The sequence below is a fragment of the Streptomyces sp. 891-h genome, from assembly GCF_022760275.1.
Taxonomy (GTDB): Bacteria; Actinomycetota; Actinomycetes; order Streptomycetales; family Streptomycetaceae; genus Streptomyces; species Streptomyces spirodelae.
On sequence record NZ_CP050693.1, the window covers coordinates 1041850 to 1066865 of the forward strand.

Annotated in this window: 28 protein-coding genes; 17 read left to right on the top strand and 11 right to left on the bottom strand. The window is 73.0% G+C overall.

The window, feature by feature from the left end; translation table 11 throughout:
• Positions 1-2: 2 nt before the first annotated feature.
• From hypB to HC362_RS04700, 6 genes are all read left to right on the top strand, one after another.
• Positions 3-827, top strand: coding sequence for a hydrogenase nickel incorporation protein HypB (hypB, locus tag HC362_RS04675; protein ID WP_243082512.1), 825 nt, complete (start codon positions 3-5; stop codon positions 825-827).
• Positions 814-3219, top strand: a complete 2406-nt coding sequence (gene hypF / locus HC362_RS04680) for a carbamoyltransferase HypF (RefSeq protein WP_243082514.1) — start codon at positions 814-816, stop codon at positions 3217-3219. The genes hypB and hypF overlap by 14 nt, the downstream gene beginning before the upstream one ends.
• A 23-nt stretch (positions 3220-3242) precedes the next feature.
• Entirely contained in the window at positions 3243-3548 is a 306-nt protein-coding gene (locus HC362_RS04685; RefSeq protein ID WP_209264997.1) for a HypC/HybG/HupF family hydrogenase formation chaperone, read from the top strand.
• The gene (gene hypD / locus HC362_RS04690; RefSeq protein WP_243082516.1) at positions 3545-4672 is read left to right on the top strand and encodes a hydrogenase formation protein HypD; all 1128 of its coding nucleotides are present in this window, start codon (positions 3545-3547) and stop codon (positions 4670-4672) included. Before HC362_RS04685 ends, hypD begins: the two co-directional genes overlap by 4 nt.
• A gap of 115 nt (positions 4673-4787) precedes the next feature.
• Positions 4788-5777, top strand: a complete 990-nt coding sequence (gene hypE / locus HC362_RS04695) for a hydrogenase expression/formation protein HypE (RefSeq protein ID WP_243088354.1) — start codon at positions 4788-4790, stop codon at positions 5775-5777.
• Between the two features lie 68 nt (positions 5778-5845).
• Entirely contained in the window at positions 5846-7525 is a 1680-nt protein-coding gene (locus tag HC362_RS04700; RefSeq protein ID WP_243082517.1) for an enoyl-CoA hydratase-related protein, read from the top strand.
• A 483-nt stretch (positions 7526-8008) separates the two neighbouring features.
• On the opposite strand, the gene HC362_RS04705 is transcribed toward HC362_RS04700, so the two are convergent.
• Complete coding sequence (locus HC362_RS04705) at positions 8009-8245, bottom strand: chaplin (protein ID WP_243082519.1); 237 nt, start codon at positions 8243-8245, stop codon at positions 8009-8011.
• A 259-nt stretch (positions 8246-8504) separates the two neighbouring features.
• Between HC362_RS04705 and HC362_RS04710 the strand changes: the two genes are divergently transcribed.
• Positions 8505-8720 (top strand): hypothetical protein, encoded by a 216-nt coding sequence (locus HC362_RS04710; RefSeq protein ID WP_243082520.1) that lies wholly within the window; start codon positions 8505-8507, stop codon positions 8718-8720.
• Positions 8721-8894: 174 nt separating this feature from the next.
• Here the strand turns inward: HC362_RS04710 and rpsN are convergent, their stop codons facing one another.
• The gene (gene rpsN / locus HC362_RS04715) at positions 8895-9200 is read right to left on the bottom strand and encodes a 30S ribosomal protein S14 (protein WP_243082522.1); all 306 of its coding nucleotides are present in this window, start codon (positions 9198-9200) and stop codon (positions 8895-8897) included.
• Positions 9200-9436 (bottom strand): 50S ribosomal protein L28, encoded by a 237-nt coding sequence (gene rpmB / locus HC362_RS04720; RefSeq protein WP_243082524.1) that lies wholly within the window; start codon positions 9434-9436, stop codon positions 9200-9202. The genes rpsN and rpmB overlap by 1 nt, the downstream gene beginning before the upstream one ends.
• A gap of 65 nt (positions 9437-9501) precedes the next feature.
• Here rpmB and rpmG point away from each other — a divergent pair, with 65 nt between their 5' ends.
• The 6 genes from rpmG to HC362_RS04750 all read left to right on the top strand — a co-directional run bounded on the left by rpmG (position 9502) and on the right by HC362_RS04750 (position 12502).
• The gene (gene rpmG / locus HC362_RS04725; protein ID WP_209264990.1) at positions 9502-9666 is read left to right on the top strand and encodes a 50S ribosomal protein L33; all 165 of its coding nucleotides are present in this window, start codon (positions 9502-9504) and stop codon (positions 9664-9666) included.
• A 60-nt stretch (positions 9667-9726) separates the two neighbouring features.
• Positions 9727-10011, top strand: a complete 285-nt coding sequence (locus HC362_RS04730) for a type B 50S ribosomal protein L31 (RefSeq protein WP_243082526.1) — start codon at positions 9727-9729, stop codon at positions 10009-10011.
• A complete protein-coding gene (locus HC362_RS04735; protein WP_243082527.1) occupies positions 10008-11162 on the top strand; it encodes a GTP-binding protein in 1155 nt (384 codons plus the stop codon). Before HC362_RS04730 ends, HC362_RS04735 begins: the two co-directional genes overlap by 4 nt.
• Positions 11163-11209: 47 nt before the next feature.
• Positions 11210-11446, top strand: a complete 237-nt coding sequence (gene rpsR / locus HC362_RS04740) for a 30S ribosomal protein S18 (protein WP_243082529.1) — start codon at positions 11210-11212, stop codon at positions 11444-11446.
• A 31-nt stretch (positions 11447-11477) separates the two neighbouring features.
• Positions 11478-11933 carry a nucleotidyltransferase domain-containing protein gene (locus HC362_RS04745; protein ID WP_243082531.1) on the top strand — a complete coding sequence of 152 codons (456 nt, stop codon included), beginning with the start codon at positions 11478-11480 and terminating at the stop codon, positions 11931-11933.
• 176 nt (positions 11934-12109) lie between these two features.
• A complete protein-coding gene (locus HC362_RS04750) occupies positions 12110-12502 on the top strand; it encodes a DUF2267 domain-containing protein (protein ID WP_209264987.1) in 393 nt (130 codons plus the stop codon).
• Between the two features lie 125 nt (positions 12503-12627).
• Here the strand turns inward: HC362_RS04750 and HC362_RS04755 are convergent, their stop codons facing one another.
• From HC362_RS04755 to HC362_RS04780, 6 genes are all read right to left on the bottom strand, one after another.
• Positions 12628-12909, bottom strand: a complete 282-nt coding sequence (locus HC362_RS04755) for a hypothetical protein (RefSeq protein WP_243082533.1) — start codon at positions 12907-12909, stop codon at positions 12628-12630.
• Positions 12910-12934: 25 nt separating this feature from the next.
• Entirely contained in the window at positions 12935-13918 is a 984-nt protein-coding gene (egtD, locus tag HC362_RS04760; protein WP_243082534.1) for an L-histidine N(alpha)-methyltransferase, read from the bottom strand.
• A complete protein-coding gene (egtC, locus tag HC362_RS04765) occupies positions 13915-14670 on the bottom strand; it encodes an ergothioneine biosynthesis protein EgtC (RefSeq protein WP_243082536.1) in 756 nt (251 codons plus the stop codon). Before egtC ends, egtD begins: the two co-directional genes overlap by 4 nt.
• Before the next feature lie 43 nt (positions 14671-14713).
• Positions 14714-16048: an ergothioneine biosynthesis protein EgtB gene (gene egtB, locus HC362_RS04770; protein ID WP_243082537.1), complete on the bottom strand. Its 1335-nt coding sequence runs from the start codon at positions 16046-16048 to the stop codon at positions 14714-14716.
• Complete coding sequence (gene egtA / locus HC362_RS04775) at positions 16042-17583, bottom strand: ergothioneine biosynthesis glutamate--cysteine ligase EgtA (RefSeq protein ID WP_243082538.1); 1542 nt, start codon at positions 17581-17583, stop codon at positions 16042-16044. Before egtA ends, egtB begins: the two co-directional genes overlap by 7 nt.
• 150 nt (positions 17584-17733) lie before the next feature.
• A complete protein-coding gene (locus tag HC362_RS04780; protein WP_243082539.1) occupies positions 17734-18747 on the bottom strand; it encodes a hypothetical protein in 1014 nt (337 codons plus the stop codon).
• Between the two features lie 349 nt (positions 18748-19096).
• Here HC362_RS04780 and HC362_RS04785 point away from each other — a divergent pair, with 349 nt between their 5' ends.
• The 3 genes from HC362_RS04785 (at position 19097) to trxA (ending at position 21579) form a co-directional block, all read left to right on the top strand.
• Positions 19097-20260: a mandelate racemase/muconate lactonizing enzyme family protein gene (locus HC362_RS04785; protein ID WP_243088355.1), complete on the top strand. Its 1164-nt coding sequence runs from the start codon at positions 19097-19099 to the stop codon at positions 20258-20260.
• Positions 20261-20469: 209 nt separating this feature from the next.
• A complete protein-coding gene (locus HC362_RS04790) occupies positions 20470-20991 on the top strand; it encodes an ATP-binding protein (RefSeq protein ID WP_243082540.1) in 522 nt (173 codons plus the stop codon).
• A gap of 186 nt (positions 20992-21177) precedes the next feature.
• Positions 21178-21579, top strand: coding sequence for a thioredoxin (gene trxA, locus HC362_RS04795; protein WP_243082541.1), 402 nt, complete (start codon positions 21178-21180; stop codon positions 21577-21579).
• Positions 21580-21668: 89 nt separating this feature from the next.
• Here the strand turns inward: trxA and HC362_RS04800 are convergent, their stop codons facing one another.
• On the bottom strand, positions 21669-23069 hold the full coding sequence (locus HC362_RS04800; RefSeq protein WP_243082542.1) for a carboxypeptidase regulatory-like domain-containing protein: 1401 nt from the start codon (positions 23067-23069) through the stop codon (positions 21669-21671).
• Positions 23070-23165: 96 nt separating this feature from the next.
• Here HC362_RS04800 and HC362_RS04805 point away from each other — a divergent pair, with 96 nt between their 5' ends.
• Complete coding sequence (locus HC362_RS04805) at positions 23166-23888, top strand: TetR family transcriptional regulator (RefSeq protein WP_243082544.1); 723 nt, start codon at positions 23166-23168, stop codon at positions 23886-23888.
• Between the two features lie 18 nt (positions 23889-23906).
• Here the strand turns inward: HC362_RS04805 and HC362_RS04810 are convergent, their stop codons facing one another.
• Positions 23907-24974, bottom strand: a complete 1068-nt coding sequence (locus tag HC362_RS04810; RefSeq protein ID WP_243082545.1) for an ATP-dependent DNA ligase — start codon at positions 24972-24974, stop codon at positions 23907-23909.
• Positions 24975-25016 lie beyond the last annotated feature (42 nt).

The window sequence follows — 25016 nt, forward strand, 5'->3', positions numbered from 1 at the left end:
CCATGTGCCGTCTCACCGATCTGCGCCAGGCCGTGCTGGAGCGGAACGACAGCCGTGCCGAGCGGCTGCGCACCGAGCTGACCGCGCGGGGAACCGTCGCCGTCAATCTGCTCTCCAGCCCTGGCAGCGGCAAGACCGCTCTGCTGGAGGCGGAGCTGCGGCTGGCACGGGAACGCGGCCTGCCCGCTGCGGCGCTGACCGCCGACCTGGCCACCGAGAACGACGCGCGGCGGCTGGCCCGTGCCGGGGTGCCGGTCAAGCAGGTGCTGACGGACGGGCTGTGCCACCTGGAGGCGGAGATGCTCGCCGGGCACCTGGCCGACTGGCTGCCGCAGGACACGCGGCTGCTGTTCGTGGAGAACGTGGGCAATCTGGTCTGCCCCGCCTCCTACGACCTCGGTGAGTCGCTGCGCGTGGTTCTCGCCTCGGTGACCGAGGGCGAGGACAAGCCGCTGAAGTACCCCACGGCCTTCGGGCTGGCGCAGTTGGTGGTCGTCACCAAGCAGGATCTCGCGCAGGCGGCCGGGTTCGACCGGGAGGCGTTCCTGGCCAATGTGCGGCAGGTCAACCCCGGTGTCGAGGTCCTCGAAACCTCGGTACGCACCGGGCTGAACCTCGGCACGCTACTGGACCGGGCGCTGGCGGTGGGCGAAGGAGCCGCAGCGCACCGCCCGGTGATGGCCCGCCAGGTGAGGGAGCAGGCCGTCGGCGACTCGCACCCGCGCTCCGGGCCCCACGCGCACGCCGAGTCCCATTCGCACACCGAGTCCCATCCGCACGCCGAGCCGCACCCGCTCGCCGAGTCCCACGCGCATGTCCAAGGCTGACGTCGCCGGGGCCGGGAGCGCCGAGCGCAGCCGCGTCCTGGTCCGGGGCGTGGTGCAGGGCGTCGGGTTCCGCCCGTACGTCTACGCGCTCGCCGAGGGGCTGGGGCTCTCCGGCCATGTCACCAACACCGGTGAGGGGGTGGTGGCCGAGGTGGAGGGCGCCTGGGAGGCGGTCGCCGCCTTCCGGGAGCGGATCGGCGCCGAGGCACCGCCGCTGGCCGTCGTCGAGTCGGTCAGCCACCAGCCGCTGCCGCCGGTGGGCACCTCGGGCTTCCGTATCGTCGCCTCGCGCTCCGGCGGGGAGCGCCGCACGCTGGTCGCCCCGGACATGGCCACCTGCCGGGCCTGCCTGCGGGAGCTGGCCGACCCGGCCGACCGCCGCTACCGGCACCCCTTCCTCACCTGCACCGACTGCGGGCCGCGCTTCACCATCGTCACCGGCCTGCCCTACGACCGGGCCAACACCACGATGGCCCGCTTCGCGATGTGCGAGCGGTGTGCCCGCGAGTACGAGGACCCGGCCGACCGGCGCTTCCACGCCCAGCCGGTCTCCTGCCACGACTGCGGGCCCCGCGCTCGGCTGCTGGTTCCGGCGGCCCCGGGGCCGGGCTGGAGCGAGTTCCCCGGCGATCCGGTGGCCGAGGCACGGCGGCTGCTGGCAGGCGGCGCCGTGGTGGCCGTCAAGGGTCTGGGCGGCTACCACCTGGCATGCGACGCCGGGAACGAGGAGGCGGTGCGGCTGCTGCGCCGCCGTAAGGCGCGCGGCGACAAGCCGTTCGCGGTGCTGGCCGGGGAGGTGGCCGACATCGAGCACCTCGCCGTCGTCGGCCCGGCCGAGCGGGCGCTGCTGACGGGGAGTCGCCGTCCCATCGTGCTGCTGCGCAGACGCGCCGAGGCGGGCGGCACCGGACCCGGGCTCGCCGCCGCCGTCGCGCCAGGCAGCCCCGACCTGGGCGTCATGCTGCCCTACACCCCGCTGCACCATCTGCTGGCGGGCTGTCTGCCCGGCGACCGGCCAGGGCCCCGGCTGCTGGTGCTGACCAGCGGCAACCTCGGCGGCGAGCCCATCGTCACCGACGAGGACGAGGCGCTTGCGCGGCTGGCCCACCTCGCGGACGCCTTCCTCGGTCACGACCGGCCCATCCATGTGCCGTGCGACGACTCGGTGGTACGCGTCCTCGCGGGCGAGGAGCTGCCGGTGCGCCGCTCGCGCGGGTACGCGCCGCTGCCGATCGCGCTGCCGGTGCCGGTGCGCCCGGCGCTCGCCGTCGGCGGCGACCTGAAGAACACCTTCTGCCTGGGCCAGGGGCGGCACGCCTGGCTGTCGGCGCACATCGGGGACATGGACGACCTCGCCACGCTGCGGGCCTTCGAGCGCGCCGAGGAGCAGCTGGAGGGCATCACCGGTGTCGCACCCCGGCTGCTGGTCGCCGACCGCCACCCCGGCTACCGCTCCGCGCGGTGGGCCGAGCGGAGCGCGGACGGCAGGCCGCTGCACCACGTCCAGCACCACCACGCCCATATCGCCTCCGCGATGGCCGAGAACGGCCTGGACGGCTCCCGCAGGGTGCTCGGCGTCGCCTTCGACGGGACCGGGTACGGCGACGACGGGGCGGTGTGGGGCGGCGAGTTCCTGCTCGCCGACTACGACGGCTACCGCCGCTTCGCGCACCTGCGGTACGCGCCGCTGCCCGGCGGCGACGCGGCCGTCCGGCACCCCTACCGGACAGCGCTGGCCCGGCTGTGGGCGGCCGGGCTCCCCTGGGAGCCGGAGCTGCCGCCCGTAGCGGCTTGCCCGGAGGCCGAACTCCGGGTGCTGCGGCGACAGTTGGAGCGGGGCCTGCACTGTGTGCCGACCTCCAGCATGGGGCGGCTCTTCGACGCCGTCTCCTCGCTGACCGGGATCTGCCACCGGTCGGGCTACGAGGCCCAGGCCGCCATCGAGCTGGAGGCGGCCGCGGCGGCGCACGGCGAGGAGCAGCCCGCGGCCTACGAGTTCCCGCTGCTGCCCGGCGGAGCCGACGGCGCGCTGCTGGCCGATCCCGGTCCGCTGCTGGCGGCCGTGGCCGACGAGCTGCGCGCCGGCGTCGCGCGGGAAGTGGTCGCGGCGCGGTTCCACGCGGCCGTCGCGGCGCTGGTCCGGCGTACCTGCGCGGCGGCGCGCGAGCGGCACGGAGTGGAGACCGTGGCGCTGACCGGCGGCGTGTTCGCCAACGCGGTGCTGTCCCTCAGCTGCCTGCGCGGGCTGCGCGCGGACGGCTTCACGGTGCTGCGGCACCGGCTCGTCCCGCCCGGGGACGGCGGTCTGGCCCTGGGCCAGCTCGTGGTCGCGGCGCGTGAGCAGCCGGGCAGGACGAGTTCCCCGCCGCTGACGGGTTCCGCGGCGCACTGACCACCAGCGATCGAGGAGAGGCCATGTGTCTGGCGGTACCCGGCAAGGTCCTGCGGACCGAGGAACGTGACGGCACCCGGATGGCGTCCGTCGACTTCGGCGGAGTGGTCAAGGAGGTGTGCCTGGAGTACGTGCCCGACCTGCGGGTCGGCGAGTACACGATCGTCCACGTCGGCTTCGCGCTGCAGCGGCTGGACGAGGAGTCGGCACGGCAGACGCTCGAACTGTTCGAGAACCTCGGGCTGCTGGAGGAGGAGTTCGGCGACCCCTGGCAGGCGGCGGCGGACATGGGACAGCCCGAGGACGCCCAGCGGGAGGTGCGGCTGTGAAGTACATCGAGGAGTTCCAGGACCCCATGCTGGCCGAACGGCTGCTGGAGGACATCCACGCCACCGTCACCAGGCCCTGGGCGCTGATGGAGGTGTGCGGCGGCCAGACGCACTCCATCATCCGGCACGGTATCGACCAGTTGCTGCCCGAGGAGCTGGAGCTGATCCACGGCCCCGGGTGCCCGGTGTGCGTCACCCCGCTCGAACTGATCGACAAGGCGCTGGAGATCGCCTCGAGACCCGAGGTGATCTTCTGCTCGTTCGGCGACATGCTGCGGGTCCCGGGAACCGGCCGCGACCTGTTCCAGGTCCGCTCCCAGGGCGGTGACGTGCGGGTCGTCTACTCACCGCTGGACGCGCTCGCCCTCGCCCGGCAGAACCCGGACCGGGAGGTGGTGTTCTTCGGCATCGGCTTCGAGACCACGGCACCGCCCAACGCCATGGCCGTGCACCAGGCGGCGAAGCTGGGACTGCGCAACTTCAGCCTGCTGGTCTCGCACGTGCGGGTACCGCCCGCCATCGAGGCCATCATGCGCGCCCCCGACACCCGGGTGCGCGCCTTCCTGGCGGCCGGGCACGTGTGCAGTGTCATGGGGACCGAGGAGTACCCGGCGCTGGCGGAGCGCTTCGAGGTGCCCATCGTCGTCACCGGGTTCGAACCGCTGGACATCCTGGAGGGCGTACGCCGCGCCGTGCGCCAACTGGAGGCGGGCCGGCACACGGTGGAGAACGCCTATCCGCGCGCCGTCGTGGCCCAGGGCAACCCGGCGGCCAGGGCGATGCTGGACGAGGTGTTCACCACGTGCGACCGCGGCTGGCGCGGCATCGGCACCATCCCGGACAGCGGCTGGCGGCTGGCCCCGCGCTACCGGGAGTACGACGCGGAGCACCGCTTCAGCGTCGAGGGTGTCACCACCAAGGAGCCCGCGGCCTGCCGCAGCGGCGAGGTGCTGCAAGGGCTGCTGAAGCCGCACGAGTGCGAGGCGTTCGGCACCACCTGTACGCCGCGCACCCCGCTCGGGGCCACGATGGTCTCCAGCGAGGGTGCCTGCGCCGCCTACTACCTCTACCGCCGGCTCGGCGGGACGACGACCGCACCGCTGGAGGCGAGCGCCCGTGACTAGCACCGAGACGGCCGAGGCAGAAGAGACGGACGAGACGGCTGAGACAGCTGAGACAGCCGCGGACTTCTCCGGCTGGACGTGTCCGGCGCCGCTGCGCGGCAGCGACCGCGTCGTGATGGGCCACGGCGGGGGCGGCGCCCTCTCGGCCGAGCTGGTCGAGCACGTCTTCGCGCCCGCTTTCGGCGGGCCCGCGCTGGCGCCGCTGGCCGACTCGGCGGCGCTGGACGTCGACGGTGTACGGCTGGCGTTCTCCACCGACTCCTACGTGGTGCGCCCGCTGTTCTTCCCCGGCGGCAGCATCGGCGACCTGGCCGTCAACGGCACCGTCAACGACCTGGCGATGAGCGGGGCGAGGCCCGCCTATCTCTCCTGCGGCTTCATCCTGGAGGAGGGCGTGGAGCTGGAGCTGGTGGCGCGGGTCTCCGAGGCGCTGGGCGCAGCGGCCAGGACCGCCGGGGTGGAGATCGCCACCGGGGACACCAAGGTCGTGGAGGCGGGACGCGGCGACGGGATCTATCTCAACACCGCCGGGATCGGGGTGATCCCGCACGGCGTCGACATCCGCCCGCAGCGCGCCGCACCCGGCGATGTGATCCTCGTCAGCGGTGCCATCGGGGTGCACGGGGTTGCGGTGCTGAGCCGGCGCGAGGGGCTGGAGTTCGAGGTCGGCATCGAGAGCGACTGCGCGGCCCTCGGCGGCCTGGTCGCCGACATGCTGGCCGTCACGCGCGAGCTGCACGTGCTCCGCGACCCCACGCGCGGCGGCGTCGCAGCGGCGCTCAACGAGATCGCGGCGGCCGCCTCGGTCGGCGTCGTCCTCCAGGAGCGTGCCGTACCGGTGCCCGAACAGGTCGCGAGCGCCTGCTCGATGCTGGGCCTCGACCCGCTGTACGTCGCCAACGAGGGCAAGTTGCTGGCCTTCGTGCCGCGCGCCGAGGCGGACGCCGTGCTCGCCGCGATGCGGGCGCACCCGCTGGGGGCCGAGGCCGCCGTGGTCGGCGAGTGCGTCACGGAGCATCCGGGGATGGTCGTCGCCCGGACCGGACTCGGCGGCACCCGGGTGGTCGATCTGCCACTGGGCGAACAACTGCCCCGCATCTGCTGAGCCGCCCCTTCCCGGCTGAGCCATCCCTGTCAGCCGGCACACCAACGAGCCATCACCAGGAGGTCGTGGTGCGGATCCTGCTCATCGCGAGCGCCTTCAACAGTCTGACCCAGCGCGTCCAGGCCGAACTGCGGGACGCCCGCCACACCGTCGCGGCCGAGGTGGTCGCCGACGGCGACGGGGTGCGCCGCGCGGTGGAGCGGCACGGCCCCGAACTGGTGGTCGCGCCGATGCTGCGGACCGCCGTGCCCGAGGACGTGTGGTCGCGGCTCACCTGCCTGATCGTGCACCCCGGCCCCCCGGGCGACCGCGGCCCCTCCTCGCTCGACCGGGCCGTGCACGAGGGCCGCACCCACTGGGGTGTGACGGTGCTCCAGGCGGAGGCCGAGCTGGACGCGGGGGCCGTCTGGGCCTCGGCCGAGTGCACGCTGCCGGAGGGTGCGAGCAAGAGCGAGCTGTACCGGGGCGAGGTGGCCGACGCGGCGCTGGAGGCGGTGCGCAACGCCGTGGCCCGGTTCGCCGCAGGCGGCTACCGTCCCCGCTCGCAGGACGACATCGAGCCGTCGGTCAGACCGCGGATGCGGCAGGCCGAGCGGCGTATCGACTGGCAGACGTTCCGGACCCTCGACGTACTGCGCACCCTGCGCGCCGCCGACTCACAGCCCGGCGTACTGGACGAACTGCTGGGCGAGGAGTGGTTCCTGCACGGCGGGCACGCGGAGGACCAGTTGCACGGCACCCCGGGGAAGATCCTCGCCACTCGCGCGGGCGCGATCTGCCGGGCCACGGTCGACGGCGCGGTGTGGATTCCGCAGCTGCGGCCGCGCCGGGCCGACGGCAGGCGCACGTTCAAGCTGCCTGCGGCGCTGGCGCTGGGCAGCCGTCTGCCCGACGTACCTGAGCGGCCGGCGCCGCTGGAGCTGGCGCCCGAACGTCTGACCCACACCGAGATCCGCTACCAGGAGCGGGACGGCGTCGGCTTCGTCCGCTTCTCCTTCCCCGGCGGCGCGATGAGCACCGTCCAGTGCCGGCGGCTGCTGGCCGCCTACCGGTACGCGTGCACCCGGCCGACCCGCGTGGTGGTGCTGGGCGGCGCGCGTGACTTCTTCTCCAACGGCATCCACCTGGGCGTCATCGAGGCCGCCCGCGACTCGGCCGCGGAGGGCTGGGCCAACATCCAGGCCATCGACGACGTGGTCGAGGCGGTGCTGACCACCACCGACCGGCTGGTGGTCGCGGCGCTGGGCGGCAACGCGGCGGCGGGCGGCGCGATGCTGGCCGCGGCCGCCGACGAGGTGTGGTGCAGGGCGGGCGCGGTGCTCAACCCGCACTACCGGCTGATGGGCCTGCCGGGTTCGGAGTTCTGGACGTACACGCTGCCGCGCCGGGTCGGGCCGGAGATCACCGAGGCGCTGATGCGGGACGCCGAGCCGATGAGCGCCGCCACCGCGCGCCGGATCGGGCTGGTCGACCGGGTGCTGCCGACCTCCCCGACGGGCTTCGCACAGCGCGTCGCGGAGCTGGCGACGGCGCTGGCCGACGACCCGGCCACCCACCAGCGGCTCGCCGTCAAGAAGACCAACCGCGCCCGCGACGAGGCCACCGAACCGCTGGCCGCCTACCGGGACCGGGAACTGGCCGCGATGCACCGCGTCCTGTTCGACCCGGCGGCCCCGCACCACGCGCTGCGCGCGGCGTTCCTGCGCAAGGAGCCCCCGCCCACCGAGGCGCCCGTCCTGCGGGGGTAGGAGCGGGCAGCGGCCACACCGCAGGATGGGGGCATGCTCGCCGCAGACCGTCTCGAGGCGCTACCGGCGGCTGCGCACCGAGGCGGGGCTGCGCGTGGTGGGACTCCCGACCCCCACCAGGCGGGCCGGACCCAGTGGATCGTCCGCCTGACGGCGGCCGCGCGCTCGGCGCAGAACCTGGCACCCGCGCTGGCCGCCGGCCGGACACCTCGTGGATGAAACTCACCTCAGGCGGCACGGAGAACGTCGCGGTCATCCACACCCCGACAGGAGCCGACCCCGCACGGGCCGGCACGGCCGACGGCGGCAACTCCCTGCGTGCAGCGAGGCCGAGGGACCCCGTGGCCCGCGCTGCCGAGGTAGAGGGGCGAAACGGGGGCGTGCACATACGCGAACGCCCCGCCGGGGGCGGGGCGTTCGGTGTGGCAACGGGGAACCCGCGCCGCGGGCGGGGCGGCCGCCCGGCGGACGGCGGGGAGTGCGTCAGTCGGCGACGCAGGTGTTGCCGAAAGTGGGGTTGAGAATCCCGACGATGTCGATGGTGTTGCCGCACACCTGGATCGGAACGTGCACCGGGATCTGAATGACGTTACCGGAGATGACCCCCGGTGATCCCGCCGCGCCGCCCTGGGCCCCGGAGTCGGCGACCGCTGCCGTGGCCCCGCCGAGGACGGCGGTGACGGCCAGACCAGAGGCGGCAGCCGCAGTACGGATGCGCATGGTGTCCTCCCTTGTTTTCTGTGCCAGACGCGCATAAGAGTGCACCCGCCGCCGAAGACTGCATTCCGTCGCCACGCCCAACGGTGGGCCGCCCACCCGATCGGGGGAACACCGGGCCGCGGGGGTCGACTTGGGCCAGGCGGGCATCTGCGCCATTCGGGTCTGTTATGCCGTGTCCTTCATATATTGGTCTGGAATGCCCGCGTGGGCCGCGAGGATGGGACTGTCTCGTTCTTTCGGACCTTCAACGGAGGTTTTCATGCGCACGCGCACCCTCACGCGCTCTCTCGCCGTCGGCCTGGCGTCCCTCGGGCTCGCCGCCGCCGGCACGGCCTCGGCAGCGGCAGGTGGCCACGGCCACCACTGCTGCCACAAGGAGGTCCACAAGAAGAAGTCCATCGTCAAGGTCTCGGACAACGACAACATCATCAGCGACTCGGCGTTCTTCCACTTCGGGCCCATGATCAGCCGCTGACCGGGCGGCCGGCCCGACGGGCCGGTTCCGCGACGGCGTGGAGAGGCTCACTCCGAACCTCCAAGGATGAGCCTCTCCGCGCCGTTGCGCGTCCACAGGGGGACGAGGGCGTTCACAGGGGACGAGGGCGTCCACAGGGGGCGGGGGGCAGAAGAACCCGGCCCGACAGGCGTGTCACCAGGAGGACTTGGTGATCCCCGGCAGATATCCGGCGTGCGCCTGCTCCCGGAAGCGGACCCGGGAGAGCCCGAAAGCGCGCAGATGGCCGCGGGGGCGGCCGTCCACACTGTCCCGGTTGCGTACCCGGGTGGCGCTGGCGTCGCGGGGCTGGCGCCGCAACTCCGCCAGTGCGGCGCGCCGTTCGGCGTCCGTGGACGCAGGCGCGCGCAGGATCTCCTTGAGCTCGGCACGGCGGGCCGCGTAGCGCGCCACCGTCGCCCGGCGCTTCTCGTTCTTCGCGATCTTGCTCTTCTTGGCCATCAGACCCGGCCTCCCCGCGCCCGGATGCGGGCCACGGCCCGCTCGACGCCGATGGCGTCCACGGTCTTGATGCCCTTGGCGCTCAGCCGCAGCCGCACGTAGCGGCCCTCGCTCGGCAGCCAGTAGCGCTTGCGCTGCACATTGGGGTCGAAGCGGCGGCTGCTGCGCCGGTGGGAGTGGGAGACGGTCTTGCCGAAGCGCGGTTGCGCCCCGGTGAGCCGGCAGTGGGCTGACACGGGTGTTGCCTACCTCTCGCTTGACTCAGTTGGAAATGATTTCCATTAACAATATAGTGGCCGTCATGGCTCGCAACGAACTCCGCCCCCTCGTCAAGCTCCGCTCCACAGCGGGCACCGGCTACACCTACGTGACCCGCAAGAACCGGCGGAACGACCCGGACCGGCTGACCCTGCGCAAGTACGACCCGCGCGTCCGCCGCCATGTCGACTTCCGTGAACAGCGCTGACGGCGGCCGTCCGCGACCTGAACTGCCGCCCGTACCCAGCCGAACCGAGGGAGCAATCCTGTGAAACCCGGTATCCACCCCGCATACGGCCCCGTCGTCTTCCGCGACAAGAGCGCCGACTTCGCCTTCCTGACCCGCTCCACGCTCACCAGCGAACGGACCGTCGAGTGGGAGGACGGCAACACCTACCCAGTCGTCGACGTGGAGATCTCCTCGCGCAGCCACCCCTTCTACACCGGCACAGCGCGCGTCGTGGACACCGCGGGCCGCGTGGAGCGGTTCGAGCGCCGCTACGGCCGCTCCACCGGGCACGGCCGGGAGACGGGGAACGGAGCGGACCGATGACCGGCGACGAGCGAGCACAACTGCCCGTCGTACTCGTCGGGGGCATGCACGCCGACGCCCGCCGCCGCGTCGTCGACCGCCTGCTGGAAGCCGTGCCCGGCAGCGTCGCCCTCCACCACGACCTGGCCTCGGCCGCCGACGGCACCGTGCGGCGCACCGTACGCGACGCCTCGGGCACCCTCGCACACGGCGAAGCGCCCCTGGTCAACGACTGCGCCTGCTGCGCCCTGCGCGAGGACCTGATGCCAGAGCTGTTCCGGCTGGCCCGGAGCGCCCAACTCGCGGTGGTCGAGCTGTGGGACTCGGTGGAACCCAAGCCGATGGCCGAGGTCGTGGCCGCGCACGGCGGACCCGAGGTCGGCCTCACCAATGTGATCACCGCGGTCGACCCCGCGCTGGTGCTGCCCTGCCTGGCCAACGGCGACGACCTGGCCGAGGCCGGGCTCGCGGCCGCTGCCACCGACCAGCGCACCATCGCCGACACCTTGGCCCGCCAGTTGGAGTACGCGGCCGTACTCGCCCTCGTCGACGCGCACGAGGCCGACGACGAGGACCGGGCCCTGCTCGGCCAACTCCACCCCACCGCACGGCAGGTGGAGCCGGACTCGCCCGAACTGGCCCGGCTCGCCTTCGCCGGCTTCGACGTCGAGGCCGCCGCTGCCGCCCAGCACCCCTCCTGCGCGCTGCTGCCCCAGGAGGCGGACGAGGCGGGCGTGGCCACCCTCGTCTGGCGCGGCGAACGGCCCTTCCACCCGGGCCGGCTCTACCACGCGCTGGAGGACCTCACCTGCGCGGCGGCGCGCAGCCGCGGCAGATTCTGGCTGGCCGACCGGCCCGACACGCTGCTGGGGTGGGACGCCGCCGGGGGCGCGCTGAGCGTGGAGACCGCGGGCCCCTGGCTCGCCTCCCTCCCCGACGCCGCCTGGGAGATGGTGCCGCCCATACGCCGGGCCGCCGCCTCCCTCGACTGGCACCCCGAGCACGGCGACCGCTGCCAGCACCTGGTCTTCACCTCGCCGGGCCTGGACCGCGAAGGGCTCACCCGGCTGCTGGAGACCTGCCTGCTGACCGACGCGGAGTACGCCGCCGGGCGCGAGGCGTGGAAACGCTTCCCCGCCGCCTTCGACGCCCTCCTCTCCCCCGTCTCCTGACCCCCACGTCCCCTGTCCCAACCCCTGTCCCGACCCGAGGAGCCCCCATGCCCCGCCGCAACTCCGACCGCAAGCAGCAGCGCCCCCGCCCCAACCCGCTGGACGCGGCAGGCATCACCTACATCGACTACAAGGACACCGACCTGCTGCGGAAGTTCATCTCCGACCGCGGCAAGATCCGCAGCCGCCGCGTCACCCGCGTCACGTCGCAGCAGCAGCGCCAACTCGCCGCCGCCATCAAGAACGCCCGCGAAATGGCCCTCCTCCCCTACAGCACCCGCTGACCCGCCCTCCGTCGCGCCTTACGCTGCCACGGTGTCCCCCACGACCCCGCCCCCGAACCCGCACCTCCCACCCGCACGCGCCGCCGAGCTCCACCGCGTCGTCACCCGCACGACGCGGTGGGCCACCGACCGCCCGGACATCGCCGGGCTGTTGCTGGTCGGGTCCTGCGCGCGGGGTGCCGCCGGCGCCGGTTCCGATGTCGATCTGGTGCTGCTCACCGACGAGCCGGAGGCGTACGCCGGTACGGCCTGGGCGGGGCAGCTCGGGTTGCCGGTCGCGGTGCGCACCCGGCGCTGGGGCGCCGTCGTCGAACGGCGGTTCGCGACGCCGTCCGGCCTCGAGGTGGAGTTCGCCATCGGCCCGCCCTCCTGGGCCGACACCTCCCCACTCGACCCCGGCACCCGCCGCGTGGTCGGTGACGGGGCCCTCGTGCTGCACGATCCGGCCGGACTGCTGGCCCGGCTGGTCGAGGCGTGCCGGGGCTGACGGGGAGTTGGGTACGTACCGTGGCGGGATGAGCGCGCTGGGTGGGTGCGTATGGCGGTCCCTGCGCGTGGTCGGCGTCCTTGGTGACGCGTCGGCCTGCCGGGCCATAGACCAGCCCTGAGGGGGTACCGCGTGGCAGGTAGGAGCACTGGTCCAGCGGCACGAAGGAGCCGATCATGAGGTACGACGAGTTCCTGGCCCAGGTCCGCGAGCGCGGCGAGTACCAGAACCAGGCGGAAGCCGAAGAGGTCACCCGGGCGGTACTGAGCGTCCTCGCATCCCGGATCACCCCCGTCAAGGCGCAGGAGCTGGCCGCCCAGCTGCCCGGTCCGCTGGGTCCGCTCGTGGCCGAGGCCGGCGAGGAGCCGGCGGAGACGTACGGCGTCGAGCAGTTCTGCGCACGCGTCGCCGAGCGGACGAACGCGCGGCCGCGCACCGCCGAGTGGGATGCCAGCGCCGTGCTGTCGACGCTGGCCGAGACCGTCTCCGGCGGAGAGCTCAACCAGCTCCTCAGCCAGCTGCCCAGCGGCTACGCCGCGCTGTTCGGCAAGGTCGAACTGAGCCGATAAGGCCGATGAGGGGGTGCCCCATGACCGCCGGTTGCGGTCTGCGGCGGCGTCGTGGCTGCTCGCGCAGTTCCCCGCGCCCCTGAAAGCCCAGCTCTTACGCTTGGGCAGTCTGCGCCAGGGGCGCGCTACGGCGCCCCATAGCGGCTGAACCAGGTTGCGAGCGCCCTCACCGCTGCCGCGGAGCAGGTTTCGACGGTGACCGTGATGCGTACCCCGCGGGGCCGCGCGTCGGTGACGTACAGCTGGCCGGCGCACCCACCCCCGGGGCCGGAGGCCCGCCACGCGGCGACGCGGCTGTCACCGTCCACTTCCGCCGCCGGCTCCCGCCGGAGCAGCTCCGCGACGGCGTCGGAGAAGACCTCGTCCGCGTCGCCGTCGGCAACGGTCGCCGTCTGTTCGTACCGCACCCTCCCAGGATGCGCGCCGCCGCGCTCACGGCGCGAGCGGAGCGGGCACCGCGAGACTGACGGCGAAGCGGTGGCCGGGGTCGGTCCACCAGCGGCGCAACCGCATCCCGGCGGCGGCGAGCTCGGCGCGGATGCCCTGCCTGCGGAACTTCGCGGAGATCTCGGTGCGCAACTCCTCACCGGGCTGGAAGTCGACGCTCAGGTCGACGCCGGGCAGTTTGGCGGCGACCGCCCGGCGGGCCCGCAGCCGCATCTCGATCCACTCGTTCTCGCTGTCCCAGGCGGCGACGTGGGTGAAGTCGTCGGGGTCGAAGTCGGCGCCCAGTTCGCGGTTGAGTACGTGCAGGACGTTCTTGTTGAAGGCGGCGGTGACGCCCTCGGGGTCGTCGTAGGCGGCGACCAGTGTGGCGGGGTCCTTGACCAGGTCCGTGCCGAGCAGCAGCGCGTCGTGCGGCCCCAGCAGAGCCCGCTGCGCAGCGAGGAACCGGTGGCGTTCGGCGGGCAGCAGATTGCCGATGGTGCCGCCGAGGAAGGCGAGGATCTTCGGTTCCGGGCACTCGGGCAGCCGCAGCTGCTGCTGGAAGTCCGCGACCAGCGCTCGCACGGTCACGCCGGGGTGCTCGGCGATCAGCGCGTGCCCGGCCTCGGCCAGCGCCGACTCACTGACGTCGACGGGGACATAGGTCAGCGGGGTGCCCAGCGCGGTCAGCAGCAGCCGGGTCTTGGACGAGGACCCTGAGCCCAGCTCGACCAGGGTGCGCGCGCCGGTGAGCCGGGCGGCCTCGGGCGCCGCGTCCTGGAGTATTCGGGCCTCGGCGCGGGTGGGGTAGTAGACGGGGAGCTCGGTGATCTGTTCGAACAGTTCGCTGCCGCGCGCGTCGTAGAACCACTTGGGCGGCAGCGTCTTGGGGAAGCGGGTCAGACCTTGGGTGACGTCGGTGGCCAGTGCGGCGGCTGTGGCGTCGGTGGGCAGGGTGCGGGTGAGGGTGAACCGGGAGTTCGGGGTCACGCGTGAGACTCCTTCAGAGCGGTCAGTTCGATGCCACCCGGGTCGCCGGTGAGCAGATGCGCGTCCGGGACGGGCCGCCAGCCCGGGTCCGTGTCGTGCGGTTCGGAGGCGACGGTCAGGGACGTACCGGCATCGAGCAGGTACCAGAGGGTGTCGCCGCACGCGGTGGCGGCGAGCGTGCTGCCGTCGGTCAGCAGGAAGTTGAGCCGGGAGCCGGGCGCGGCGGCGCCGAGTCGCGCGGCGGCCTCGGCCAGCGCGGGGCCCGGCCCCGCACCGGCCCGCAGCAGCTGCCCGACCAGCGCCCAGGCCAGCGCCGAATCGCAGCGCGCCTCGAGGCCCAGCAGCTCCTCGGGCGGCAGGGTGGCCGCGACCCCGGCGACGGAGCCGGGCCAGCCGGCGAGGGCGCCGTTGTGGCTGAAGAGCCACGGGCCCTCCGCGTAGGGAGCCGCGGCCGCCTCACCGGGCGCGCAGCCGCTGGTCGCGTCCCGGACGGCGGCCAGCAGCGCGGTGGACCGTACGACCCGGCACAGGTCGGGCAGGAAGCCGTCCGCCCAGATCGGTCCCGATCTGCGGTAACGGGCCGGTACCGGATCGCCGTCCGCGTACCAGCCCACGCCGAACCCGTCGGCGTTGACGGTGCCGTACCGCTGGTGGCGCGGCTCCCAGGACTGGCGGTACAGCGAGTGCGGCGGCGCCAGCAGCAGCTCCCCCAGCGCGCGTGCGGGGCCCAGATGGCCCAGGTGGCGGCACATCAGCGCTCCCTCCCGGCACTGCGGCGGGCGCGACACGTGCCGTTCACGCCACCTCCTCCGGTTCCGGGGTGCGGGCGGTACGGAACCCGGCGAAGATCTGCCGGCGTACCGGATAGTCCCAGTTGCGGAACGTGGCGCGGGCGACCACCGGGTCGGTGCCGAAGCAGCCGCCGCGCAGCACCTTGTAGGAGGGTCCGAAGAACACCTCCGAGTACTCCCGGTAGGGGAAGGCGGTGAAGCCCGGGTAGGGCGCGAAGTCACTGGAGGTCCACTCCCACACCTCCCCCATGAGCTGCCGCACGCCCAGCGCCGAGGCGCCGGCCGGGAAGCCGCCCACGGGCGCGGGGCCCAGGTGGCGCTGGCCCAGGTTGGCGTGGTCGGGTGAGGGGTCGGCCTCACCCCAGGGGAAGCGGCGGCTGCGGCCGCTGTCCGGCTCGAACCTGGCCGCCTTCTCCCACTCGGCCTCGGTGGGCAGCCGCCGTCCCGCCCACCGGGCGTACGCGTCGGCCTCGTACCAGCTCACATGCATCACCGGCTCCGCTTCCGGCACGGGTTCGAGGACTCCGAAGCGGCGGCGCCACCAGCCGTCCTGCCGGTGTTTCCAGAACAGCGGGGCACGCAGTCCGGTGCGGCGTACATGGTCCCAGCCCGCGGGGGTCCACCAGCGGGGGTCGTCGTAGCCGCCGTCCTCGATGAAGCGGACGTAGGCGCCGTTGCTGACCGGGAGGGTGTCGATGCAGAACGCCGGCAGCTCGCGGCGGTGTGCGGGCCGTTCGTTGTCCAGCGCCCACGGCTCGTCGTCGGTGCCCATGGTGAAGGGGCCCGCGGGGACCAGCACTTCGCCGGGAAGCAGTTCGGCCCCGGCTGGGGGCGGGGGCGGCGGGGGTGCGCTCAGCGCCGCCGGGCCGCGCCTGAGCTGGTGGGTGATGAGCATGGTCTCGGCGTGCTGCTGCTCGTGCTGGGCGATCATGCCGAACGCGAAGCCGTCCGCCACCAGGGGGCGCCCCCGCAGCTGCGCGCCTTCCAGGACCCGGAAGGCGTGGCCGCGGACGGTGGCGAGGTAGGAGCGGGCCTCGTCGGGCGGCAGCAGCGGCAGCGAGGGGCGCTCGGCACGCGGGTGTTCGAAGGCGTCGTAGAGCGAGTCGATCTCGGGGCGCAGCGGCGCGTGACCGCCCACGGCGCGCAGCAGCCACTGTTCCTCCTGGTTGCCGATGTGCGCCATGTCCCACACCAGCGGGGACATCAACGGTGAGTGCTGGGCGGTCAGTTCGGCGTCCTCCACACAGTCGGAGAGCGCCAGCGTGCGGGTGCGGGCGCGGGTGAGGGCATCGAAGGCATGGGCGCGCAGCTCGGCGTGCCCATGGGCAGCGGTCACCATGGTTCTCCCTGCTGTCCGGGTGCGGTCTCGTGCGTGTCGAGCAGGTCGTCGGCGGGGCACCGGCCGGGTACGACGTAGCGCGCTGTGAACTCCTCAACGGCGGCCCGTACCCGGCGGCCCGCGCCGAGCCGGGGCAGTGCCCGGCGGGCGAGGTCGAAGCACTCGCGGGCTGCGGCGTGCAGCTCGGGATCGCTCAGCCCGTCCCTGGCGGCACGCTCCCAGAGGGCGTTGCGGGGGGCCGGCCCCAGGGTCGCCAGGTCGGCCAGTGGTTTGACGACGCGGTAGGCGCTCTCGCTCGCCTGTGCGTCGTCGAAGAGCGCCGTGGTCACCGCGAGGGGGACGATCCAGCCGTCCGGGCCGGGCTGCGCGTCGATCATTCGCAGCTCCAGGTGGCCCCGCGGGCGCACGGGCGGGAAGAGCGTGGTCAGGTGGTAGACCAGATCGTCCAGCCCGGGCGGCCGCAGCCGGTGGCCTTCCGGCCCGGCGCGTGTGCTGCGCCTGATCCACTGCCGGAAGGTCATCCCGTCGCCGGGCACCGTCCAGGGGCCGTCCGGGGTGCGGACGCAGAGCAACGGCGCGTCCAGCGCGTACCGCGCCCACGTCCGGCGGGGGTTGCCGCCGCTCTCGGGCGGTGCCAGATTGCGGTAGCCGTCGAGCGAGGCCCATACGCCCTGCCGGGCCGAGCGCCACCCGGACCAGGGACCCTCGGTGGCCGGTGAGTTGGCGAACGCCGCGGTGAGCACGGCGCCGAGCAGATGGGCGAGCAGCCAGCGGCGGCCCAGGCCGAACGGTCCCGGTTCGGCCGTGCCCGCGTCCAGACAGATCTGTACGGAGGCGGAGGAGCACATCATGGCGCGTCCGGCCGGTCCGGTGCGGTCGAAGTACGCCTCCATGGCGCGGTAGCGCGGGTCCTCCAGCAGCCGGAGGGGCGGGCGGGTGTCGAGCCCGTGCCCGACGAGGGCGATGCCGTGCCGGCGCAGCTGCGTGCGGGCTGCGGCCAGATCCGCCGAGACCGCGCGTACACATGCGGCGAGCGAGCCGGCGGGCTGGGAGCTGAACTCCAGCTGGCCGCCGGGTTCGAGGGAGATCGCCGAGGTCAGCGGCGCGTTTCGGAGGGCCTCTGCGGCGGCGCGAAGGGCGCTCGCCCCGATGCGCTCCGCCTGCCGTACGACCCGCTCACCTGGCCGGACCCGGTGGTCCGGGGCCGCGGGCGGGGACGGAGGAGGTGGGTGGGGCTGGTGGGGCTGGTGAACTTGGCGGGGCTGGTGGGGAAGTGCCTCGTGGGGCGGGGGCCCATGGGGCGGGGGCTGGGCGGTTCCGGCTTCGGCGGTGGCCGCTCCGGCGGTGGTACCCGGGTGCGGCTCGGGGTGCCCGTGCCGTTCGGCGTCGGCGGGCGGCAGCGGGCGGACCAGCCATTCGAGTTCGACGCCGACGCGGCGCGGTGGCCCTGTCTTGAAACAGATGCCGTGCACATATGCCAGCGCGGCCGCCTCGCTCAGCGGTTCGCTCGCGTATCGGACTCTTCTGCCGGTCATCGTCCGCCACCTCTCGCCGCGCCGGTGTTCCGGGCAGGAGGCGGACTGTCCCACCTCCCCCCAAGCCGGTCCCCATTCCCTCCCGGGAAGACACCTACCCGCCTGTCCGACCGTACAAAATCAGCCGCTCCGGAAGGCCGCACTCCGCCGTCAGACGGGCAGGGCGCCCTTGAAACGGACGGTGGGCAGCTCGGGGTGGGTGGTGGCAAGCCAGCCGTGGCCGTGGGTCTCGTCAGCCGACTTGGGGCCGGGTTCCACGGAGAGGTTGTCGGCTGCCACGTCCGCGTGCGGCACGCCTTTGGCGTATTCCTCGTCTTCGAGCCCTTCTGCGGCGTCCTTGATGGAGTCGGCTTCGAAAGGCAGTGGCTCGCCCCAGAACTGCGGACAGTCGTCGTAGTTGTGGCAGCTTCGTACCCTTCGACCGTTGCGGGCGACATACCAGCTCGAACCCGAGTGGTAGGGGTCGAGGACGTAGAAGTGCGCCTCCCCGCATCGCTCGCTGAGCTTGTCGGCCAACATGAAGCCATCCAGCTCGTCCACGAATGAATTCCCCCAGACCATGCGCCAGTTCCGGATCGGCAGATCCTGGCGCCAGTTCTCGAACTCAGGGGTGACGAAGACCCGATAGGCCCGCTGCTTCGCGCCCCGGGAGTCCTGGAACTCCATGGAGTCGGTGGCCCGAGTGGCGGCTTCCACTCCCATGACCGAGGTGGCCGGCCGAAGGTCGTGCAGACCGAGCGCGCCTACGGCCTCGTCGAACCGGTCTGCCGGGAAGGCCAGCCAGCGGCCGCCGTCCAGCGGGAGGCTCACCCCGCTTTCGTCCAGGAGCTTGAGACGCACGAGGCGTTCCACGGTACGCCGGTCGGCATCGTCGAGGACCTCCGCGCCGCCCAGGTCGACCAGCGCCTCCAGGGCTTTGCGGCGCAACTGCCCGGGGCCCCGGCGCCGGATCTGTCGAAGCCTCGGCAGCGCCTGGTCGCCCAGCCGCTGGAGGACGGACTGGGCGCCGAACCTCGGACTCCCCCGTCGCGTGTCGCGGACATATGGCAGGAGAACGTCGATGCTCTGGGCTCCGAGCGCGACCAGGTTGTCCTCCGCCTCCCTGCGCACGGTGCGGTCCCGGTCCGAGAGATCACGTATCAGGGCGTCCATGGCTTCCGGCATGGACGTAGCCTAAGTGGTCGGTCCTGGGCGCCCTTCGGGGCTGATCATGTCGGACGGCCGCACGGCCGGAACCTTCCGTGGAGTTCCTCGGCGACCGCGATGAAGCTGGCGATTGCGCCAGGGTGAACATCGATGCCGTCCCGGTATGGTCGTACCCAGAACTCATGTTGGACGTGGATCAAACGCCGACCCTGGCTTCGGGGGTGATCAACGGCGAGCCCCTGCCCCGCGCAACCGCCGGCACCCACGGCCCTCCCGGCCCGGCCGGTCCGCCCAGATCCGTCCGCCCGAACCGCCTCACACCCAGGGACACGCAGTGGTGACCACGACGACCGCCTCGGCCCACGAAGTGGCAGCCCCGGCCGCGCAGCACGCCGGAACAGCGGCCCGGGACCGTCTCTCCTGGGTCCGGCTCTCCTCGGTGCTCCTCCCGCTGGCCACCCCGGTCAGCGACGCCAAGGTCCTCACCGGGCGGCAGCGGCCGATGACGGAGGTGGCGTTCCTCTTCGCGGAGATCGCCACCGAGGGCGGGCACCAGGGCATCGGCTTCAGCTACTCGAAACGGGCGGGCGGCCCCGGGCAGTTCGCCCACGCCCGGGAGATCGCCGAGCACCTGCTGGGCGAGGATCCCAACGACATCGGCAGGCTCTGGACCAAGCTGGTGTGGGCCGGTGCCTCGGTGGGCCGCAGCGGGCTGGCCACCCAGGCCGTCGCCGCCTTCGACATCGCCCTGTGGGACCTGAAGGCCAAGCGTGCCTCACTCCCGCTGGCGAAACTGCTGGGCGCCCACCGCGACTCCGTACGCTGCTACAACACCTCCGGCGGATTTCTGCACGCGCCCACCGAGGAGGTGCTGGCCAACGCCACCGCCTCCCTGGAGAAAGGGATCGGCGGCATCAAGATCAAGGTCGGCCACCCGGACGGCAGGCGGGACCTGGAGCGGGTGCGGGCGGTACGCGAGCACGTCGGCGACGGCGTCCCGCTCATGGTCGACGCGAACCAGCAGTGGGACCGGCCGACGGCGCGGCGGATGGGCCGCGCGCTGGAGCCGCTGGACCTGGTGTGGATCGAGGAGCCGCTGGACGCCTACGACGCGCAGGGGCACGCGGCGCTCGCCGCCGCTCTCGACACCCCGGTCGCCACCGGCGAGATGCTCGCCGGCGTCGCCGAGCACTGGGAGCTGATCCGCCAGGGTGCCGCCGACATCATCCAGCCCGACGCGCCGCGCATCGGCGGTATCACCCAGTTCCTGAAGCTGGCGGCGCTCGCCGAGCACCAACAGCTGCCGCTGGCCCCGCACTTCGCCATGGAGATCCACCTCCATCTGGCCGCCGCCTACCCCATCGAGCCGTGGGTGGAGCACTTCGACTGGCTGGAGCCGCTGTTCAACGAGCGGCTGGAGACCAGCGGCGGGCGGATGCACATACCCGCACGTCCGGGCCTCGGCATCACCCTCAGCGAGCAGGCCCGCGCCTGGACGCAGGCCGTGCACGAGGTCGGCAACCGCCCCTGAGGCGCATGCCGCCCTGCCCCTGCCCCTGCCCCTGCCCCTGCCCCTGCCCCCGCGTACCGCTCTCCTTTCTCCCACTCCACCACCAGGGACTCCGCGGACGAGCTCGAAGAACTGACAGCGCTGATCGGCCGCACCGCGTAGCGGCGGCCCGCCCTGCGAGTGGCCCGGCGGCCCGTTTGACGGGGCGGCCGCCGGGCCACTCGCAGGGCGTGACGGAGCGGAGACCGGCCGGGGGATCCCGCCCTGAGCTGGCCGTACTGGTCGGGCTCCAGGCGGCGGGGAAGTCCTCCTTCTACCGGCAGCACCTCGCCGGTGACCGCACAGGCTCCGGCTCCCGCGGCCACGCCCTGGTGAGCAAGGACCTCTTCCCCCGGTCCGCACGGAACAAGCAGCGGCGCCAGCTGCGGCTGATCGACGAGGCGCTGGCCGCCGGGCAGGCGGTCGCGGTCGACAACACCAACCCCTCACCGGCGGAGTGGACGCCCCTGATCGACCTGGGCCACGCACACGGTGCCCGGGTGACCGCGTACTGGTTCCCGCCCGACCTCGCGGCCTCCCTGGAGCGGAACGCGGCACGGGAAGGCCGCGCCCGCGTCCCGGACGTCGGACTCAGGGCCACCCACCAGCGGCTCCGCAGGCCGTCCCTGGCGGACGGTTTCGACCTCGTACTGGAGGTTCGGTTCGACGGCCGCGGCGGTTTCGACGTACGAGGCGCTTCCGGGCCGCGGTGAGCCGGTGATCCCGGGCGGCGCTCCCGTGCCCACCGGGTGCACCAGGACCCGGCCGTGCGGGCCTCGGTCCGGGTGTGTTGCCATGGCTGTGCCGGGGAACGGTCGGGGGAATGTGGACCCTGGCGAAAAGCGTTCCCCAGCGCCCAGGGCGCGGCCCGTCCTGATGCCCCCATGGCAGGAGACAGCATGAGCACCATCGAGCTGACCAAGGAAAACTTCGAGGAGACCATCTCTGAGAACGACTTCGTCCTGATCGACTTCTGGGCCTCCTGGTGCGGCCCATGCAAGAGCTTCGCACCCGTGTACGAGGCCGCTGCGGAGCGGCACTCCGATCTGACCTTCGCCAAGGTCGACACCGAGGCCCAGCAGGAGCTCGCGGCCGCCTTCGAGGTGCAGTCCATCCCCACCCTCGCGATCATCCGGGACCGCACCCTGGTCTTCTCCCAGCCCGGGGCGCTGCCCGAGGCGACGCTGGAGGACCTTATCGGCCAGGCCCGGCAGCTCGACATGGAGGAGGTGCGGCGCGCCGCCGAGGAGGAGGCCCGCGCCGGCCAGGCCGGTGACGGCCCCGAGGGCGCCGGCGCCTGAGGCGCCCCCGCCCGCCCGCACCACGCCGACGGCCGCCCGGCATCGCCGGGCGGCCGTCGGCTGTTCTTCCCCGTGCGTGCCCCGGACCGTTACACGGGGACCGGCCGGGGCTCCAGCCGGAAGTCGTGGCGCAGGGGGTGGCCGTCGCGGATCTGCAGGCGTGCGACGGCGGCGAGGCGGTCGGGACTGCTGGCGATCACGTTGACGAACTGGGCCGAGAGTCCGGCTGCCGCGTACTCGCCGTGCTGGTCCGTGATGGCGCGTACCAGCTCCCTGCCGTGCGTGCCGGTGACCGTGATGGCGACGCCGGGCAGCGGCCGGCCGCCCTCGTCGGTGACCCGGCCCGTCAGATTGGGCTCCCGCAGCCCCATGCCGTGGCTGTGCGGGGCCACGGCGCTGGGCTGCGGCAGCTCGATGGCGGGGTCCTCGACCGGTGGCTCGGCGGGCGCGGCGGCCTCGGCGCCGCCCTCCGCTGCCGCCTCCTTGCGGGCGGCGCGCCGTTCCTTCCAGGCGCCGAGCGCGATCAGCGCGACACCGGCGACGACCCAGGCGCAGATGACCAGGGCGTGCCGCCACACGTCCTTCCCGTCGAAGTACAACAGGCCGCGCAACGCCTCGATCAGGTTGCCCATCGGCATCACGGGGTGCAGCGCCCGGAAGAAGCCGGGAACCATCTGGACGGGTATCGCGCCGCTGCTGGAAGGCATGCTCAGCAGCACGAACAGGCCCATGGCGACGCCGGGGAAGAACTGTTTGAAGAACGGCACCAGCCCGTAGGAGGTCAGCGCGACCGCCTGGGTGAACAGGAACAGCAGCGGGATCGCCAGCGGTTCGTCGGGGATGACGTCCATGGCGCGGGCCACGAAGAAGGCGACGACGCTCTCCACCCCGCCGAGTCCCACCAGGGTGAGGACCTTCTTGCGCCGCCCGAAGGTGGTGGCCCGCAGCAGCATCATCACGCTGACGTACGAGGGGATGGTGCAGGAGAGGACGACGTAGAACAGTCCGGTTCCCATGCCGTCGCCGGGTGCGGTGGGGGCCGCCTCGTGGACCTGGAGCTGTCCGCCGCTCTGCTGGGCGACCTTGGTGAAGGTCTTCTGGAGGACGGATTCGAGCGAGTAGCCGTCCGCCTTCGCGACGTAGAGCTGTGGCTTGTGCGCGTCGGGCACATAGGCGGCTGTGACCTCGCGCCCGGTGACGGCGTCGTGTGCCTCGCGCGCGTCGGCGACCTGGTGGATGTCGAAGGCGCCGGGGCTCTGGTGCGCGAGGGCCTGCTCCAGCTGTCCGGCCGACGGCCCGGCGACGGCCACGTCGACGTGGTGCGGCACCGGGTTGTGGAAGGGCAGCAGGTAGCAGACGAGGAAGCCGGTGAAGAAGAATGCCGGGAACCAGAGCGTCTCCGCCAGGGTGCGTACGGTCACGCCGAGCGTGGAGGCGCTGCCGCCTCCCCCGCCTTCCGGGTCCGCCTTGTGTTCCGCGTGTTCCGCCATGGAGCGGGTCCGCCTCCTCGTGCAGCCTCTGAACAGTCTTATACGTGGCATAGCCAATGATTAGAGAGGCTAACAGAAAGGTGCAGCGCTGCAAAAATGCACTACTGTAGAAACCGCGCCACACCTGGGGCCGCACAGGAGGCCGCACAGTCGGAACCGAACAGCGCGGGAGCACAGTTGGCCGACCACACCACCACAGCCGCCGCCCGCAGCCTGCGCGAGCGCAAGAAACTGGAGACCCGGTCGGCGCTGCGCGCCGCCGCCGTCCGGATGTATCTGGAGCGCGGCCCCTCGGCCGTCACCGTGCACGACATCTGCGAAGCCGCCGGGGTCTCCCCGCGCACCTTCTTCAACTACTTCGAGACGAAGGACGACGCGGTCTTCGACTGGGACCGCCGACTGGCCGGCCAGCTCGTCGAGCTGCTCGCCCGGCGGCCGACGGACGAACCGCCGCTGGAGGCGCTGCACCAGACGCTGCGCACCGCCGTCCCCGCACTGGTCGCCGACCCCGGCTGGCTTGACCGGCGCCGCCTGCTGGGCGCTTACCCGGAGCTGGTCCCCAAGCTGCTGCACAGCAACAGCCATATCGCCGAGGCGCTGGCCGACGCCGTCGCCGAACGCACCGGACTGCCGCCGGACGCGCTCTACCCGCGCATCCTCGGCGGAACCGGGCTGACGGTGCTGCGCGCGTCGATCCGCGCCTGGGACCCCGAGTCGCCCGCCGAGGAGCTGCTGGCCACGCTCGATTCGTGCTTCGACTCGCTGGCCGCCGGACTGCCACAGCCGGAAGGGGACGACCCGGTCCGCTCCGCCCGCTGACCGGCGGGCGTAAGCGGCTCACCGGCCGCCGAGTGCCTCTTCCAGGTCGTAGCGCACCGGCTGCTCCAACTGCTCGTACGTGCACGAGGCAGGGTCCCGGTCCGGGCGCCAGCGGCGGAAGAGCACCGTGTGCCGGAAACGCTCGCCCTCCATGTGGTCGTAGGCCACCTCGCACACCCGCTCGGGGCGCAGCGGCACCCAGGAGGCGTCCTTGCCGCCGCTCCACCTGCTGGGCGCACCCGGCATCCGGCCCTCCAGATGGGCGGCCTCGCTCTCCCAGCGTGCCCAGGGGTGCTCCTGGGGGCGGTCCATGCCGAGCGGCTCCAGCTCACGCATCAGCTCGCGCCGGCGCGTGGCCGGGAACGAGGACGAGGCACCCACGTACTGGAGAGCGCCGGAGGCGTCGTAGAGGCCCAGCAGCAGCGAGCCCAGTGACTCGGGGCCGCTCTTGTGCGGACGCAGTCCGGCCAGTACGCAGTCGGCGGTGCGCTCGTGCTTGACCTTGAGCATCACCCGCTCCCCCGGCCGGTACGGCAGGTCGGTCCGCTTGGCCACCACACCGTCCAGCCCCGCGCCCTCGTACTGCGCGAACCAGTCGCGTGCCACCGCGCTGTCGTAGGTCACCGGTGCCAGATACAGCGGCGGACGGGTCCCCTCCAGCGCCGTCTCCAGCATCCGGCGGCGCTCGGCCAGCGGGGCCTCCATCGCGCTGGTGTCGTCCAGCGCCAGCAGGTCGAAGGCGACGAAGGAGGCGGGAGTCCGCTCCGCCAGCAGCCGCACCCGGGAGGCGGCCGGATGGATGCGCTGCTGCAGCGCCTCGAAGTCGAGGCGCCCGCCCAGCGGGAGCACGATCTCGCCGTCCAGCACGCAGCGCCCCGGCATCCGGGCGCGCAGCCCGTCGACCAGCTCGGGAAAGTAGCGGACGAGGGACTTGCCGGTCCGGCTGATCAGCTCAATCTCGTCGCCGTCCCGGAAGACCAGACAGCGGAAGCCGTCCCACTTCGCCTCGTACTGCATGCCCTCAGGGACGGCGGAGACGGGCTTGGCGAGCATCGGTTTCACTGGCGGCAGCACCGGGAGATCCACACTGCCGATTCTGCGCCGGGCGGGCGCCGCGCGCATGACATG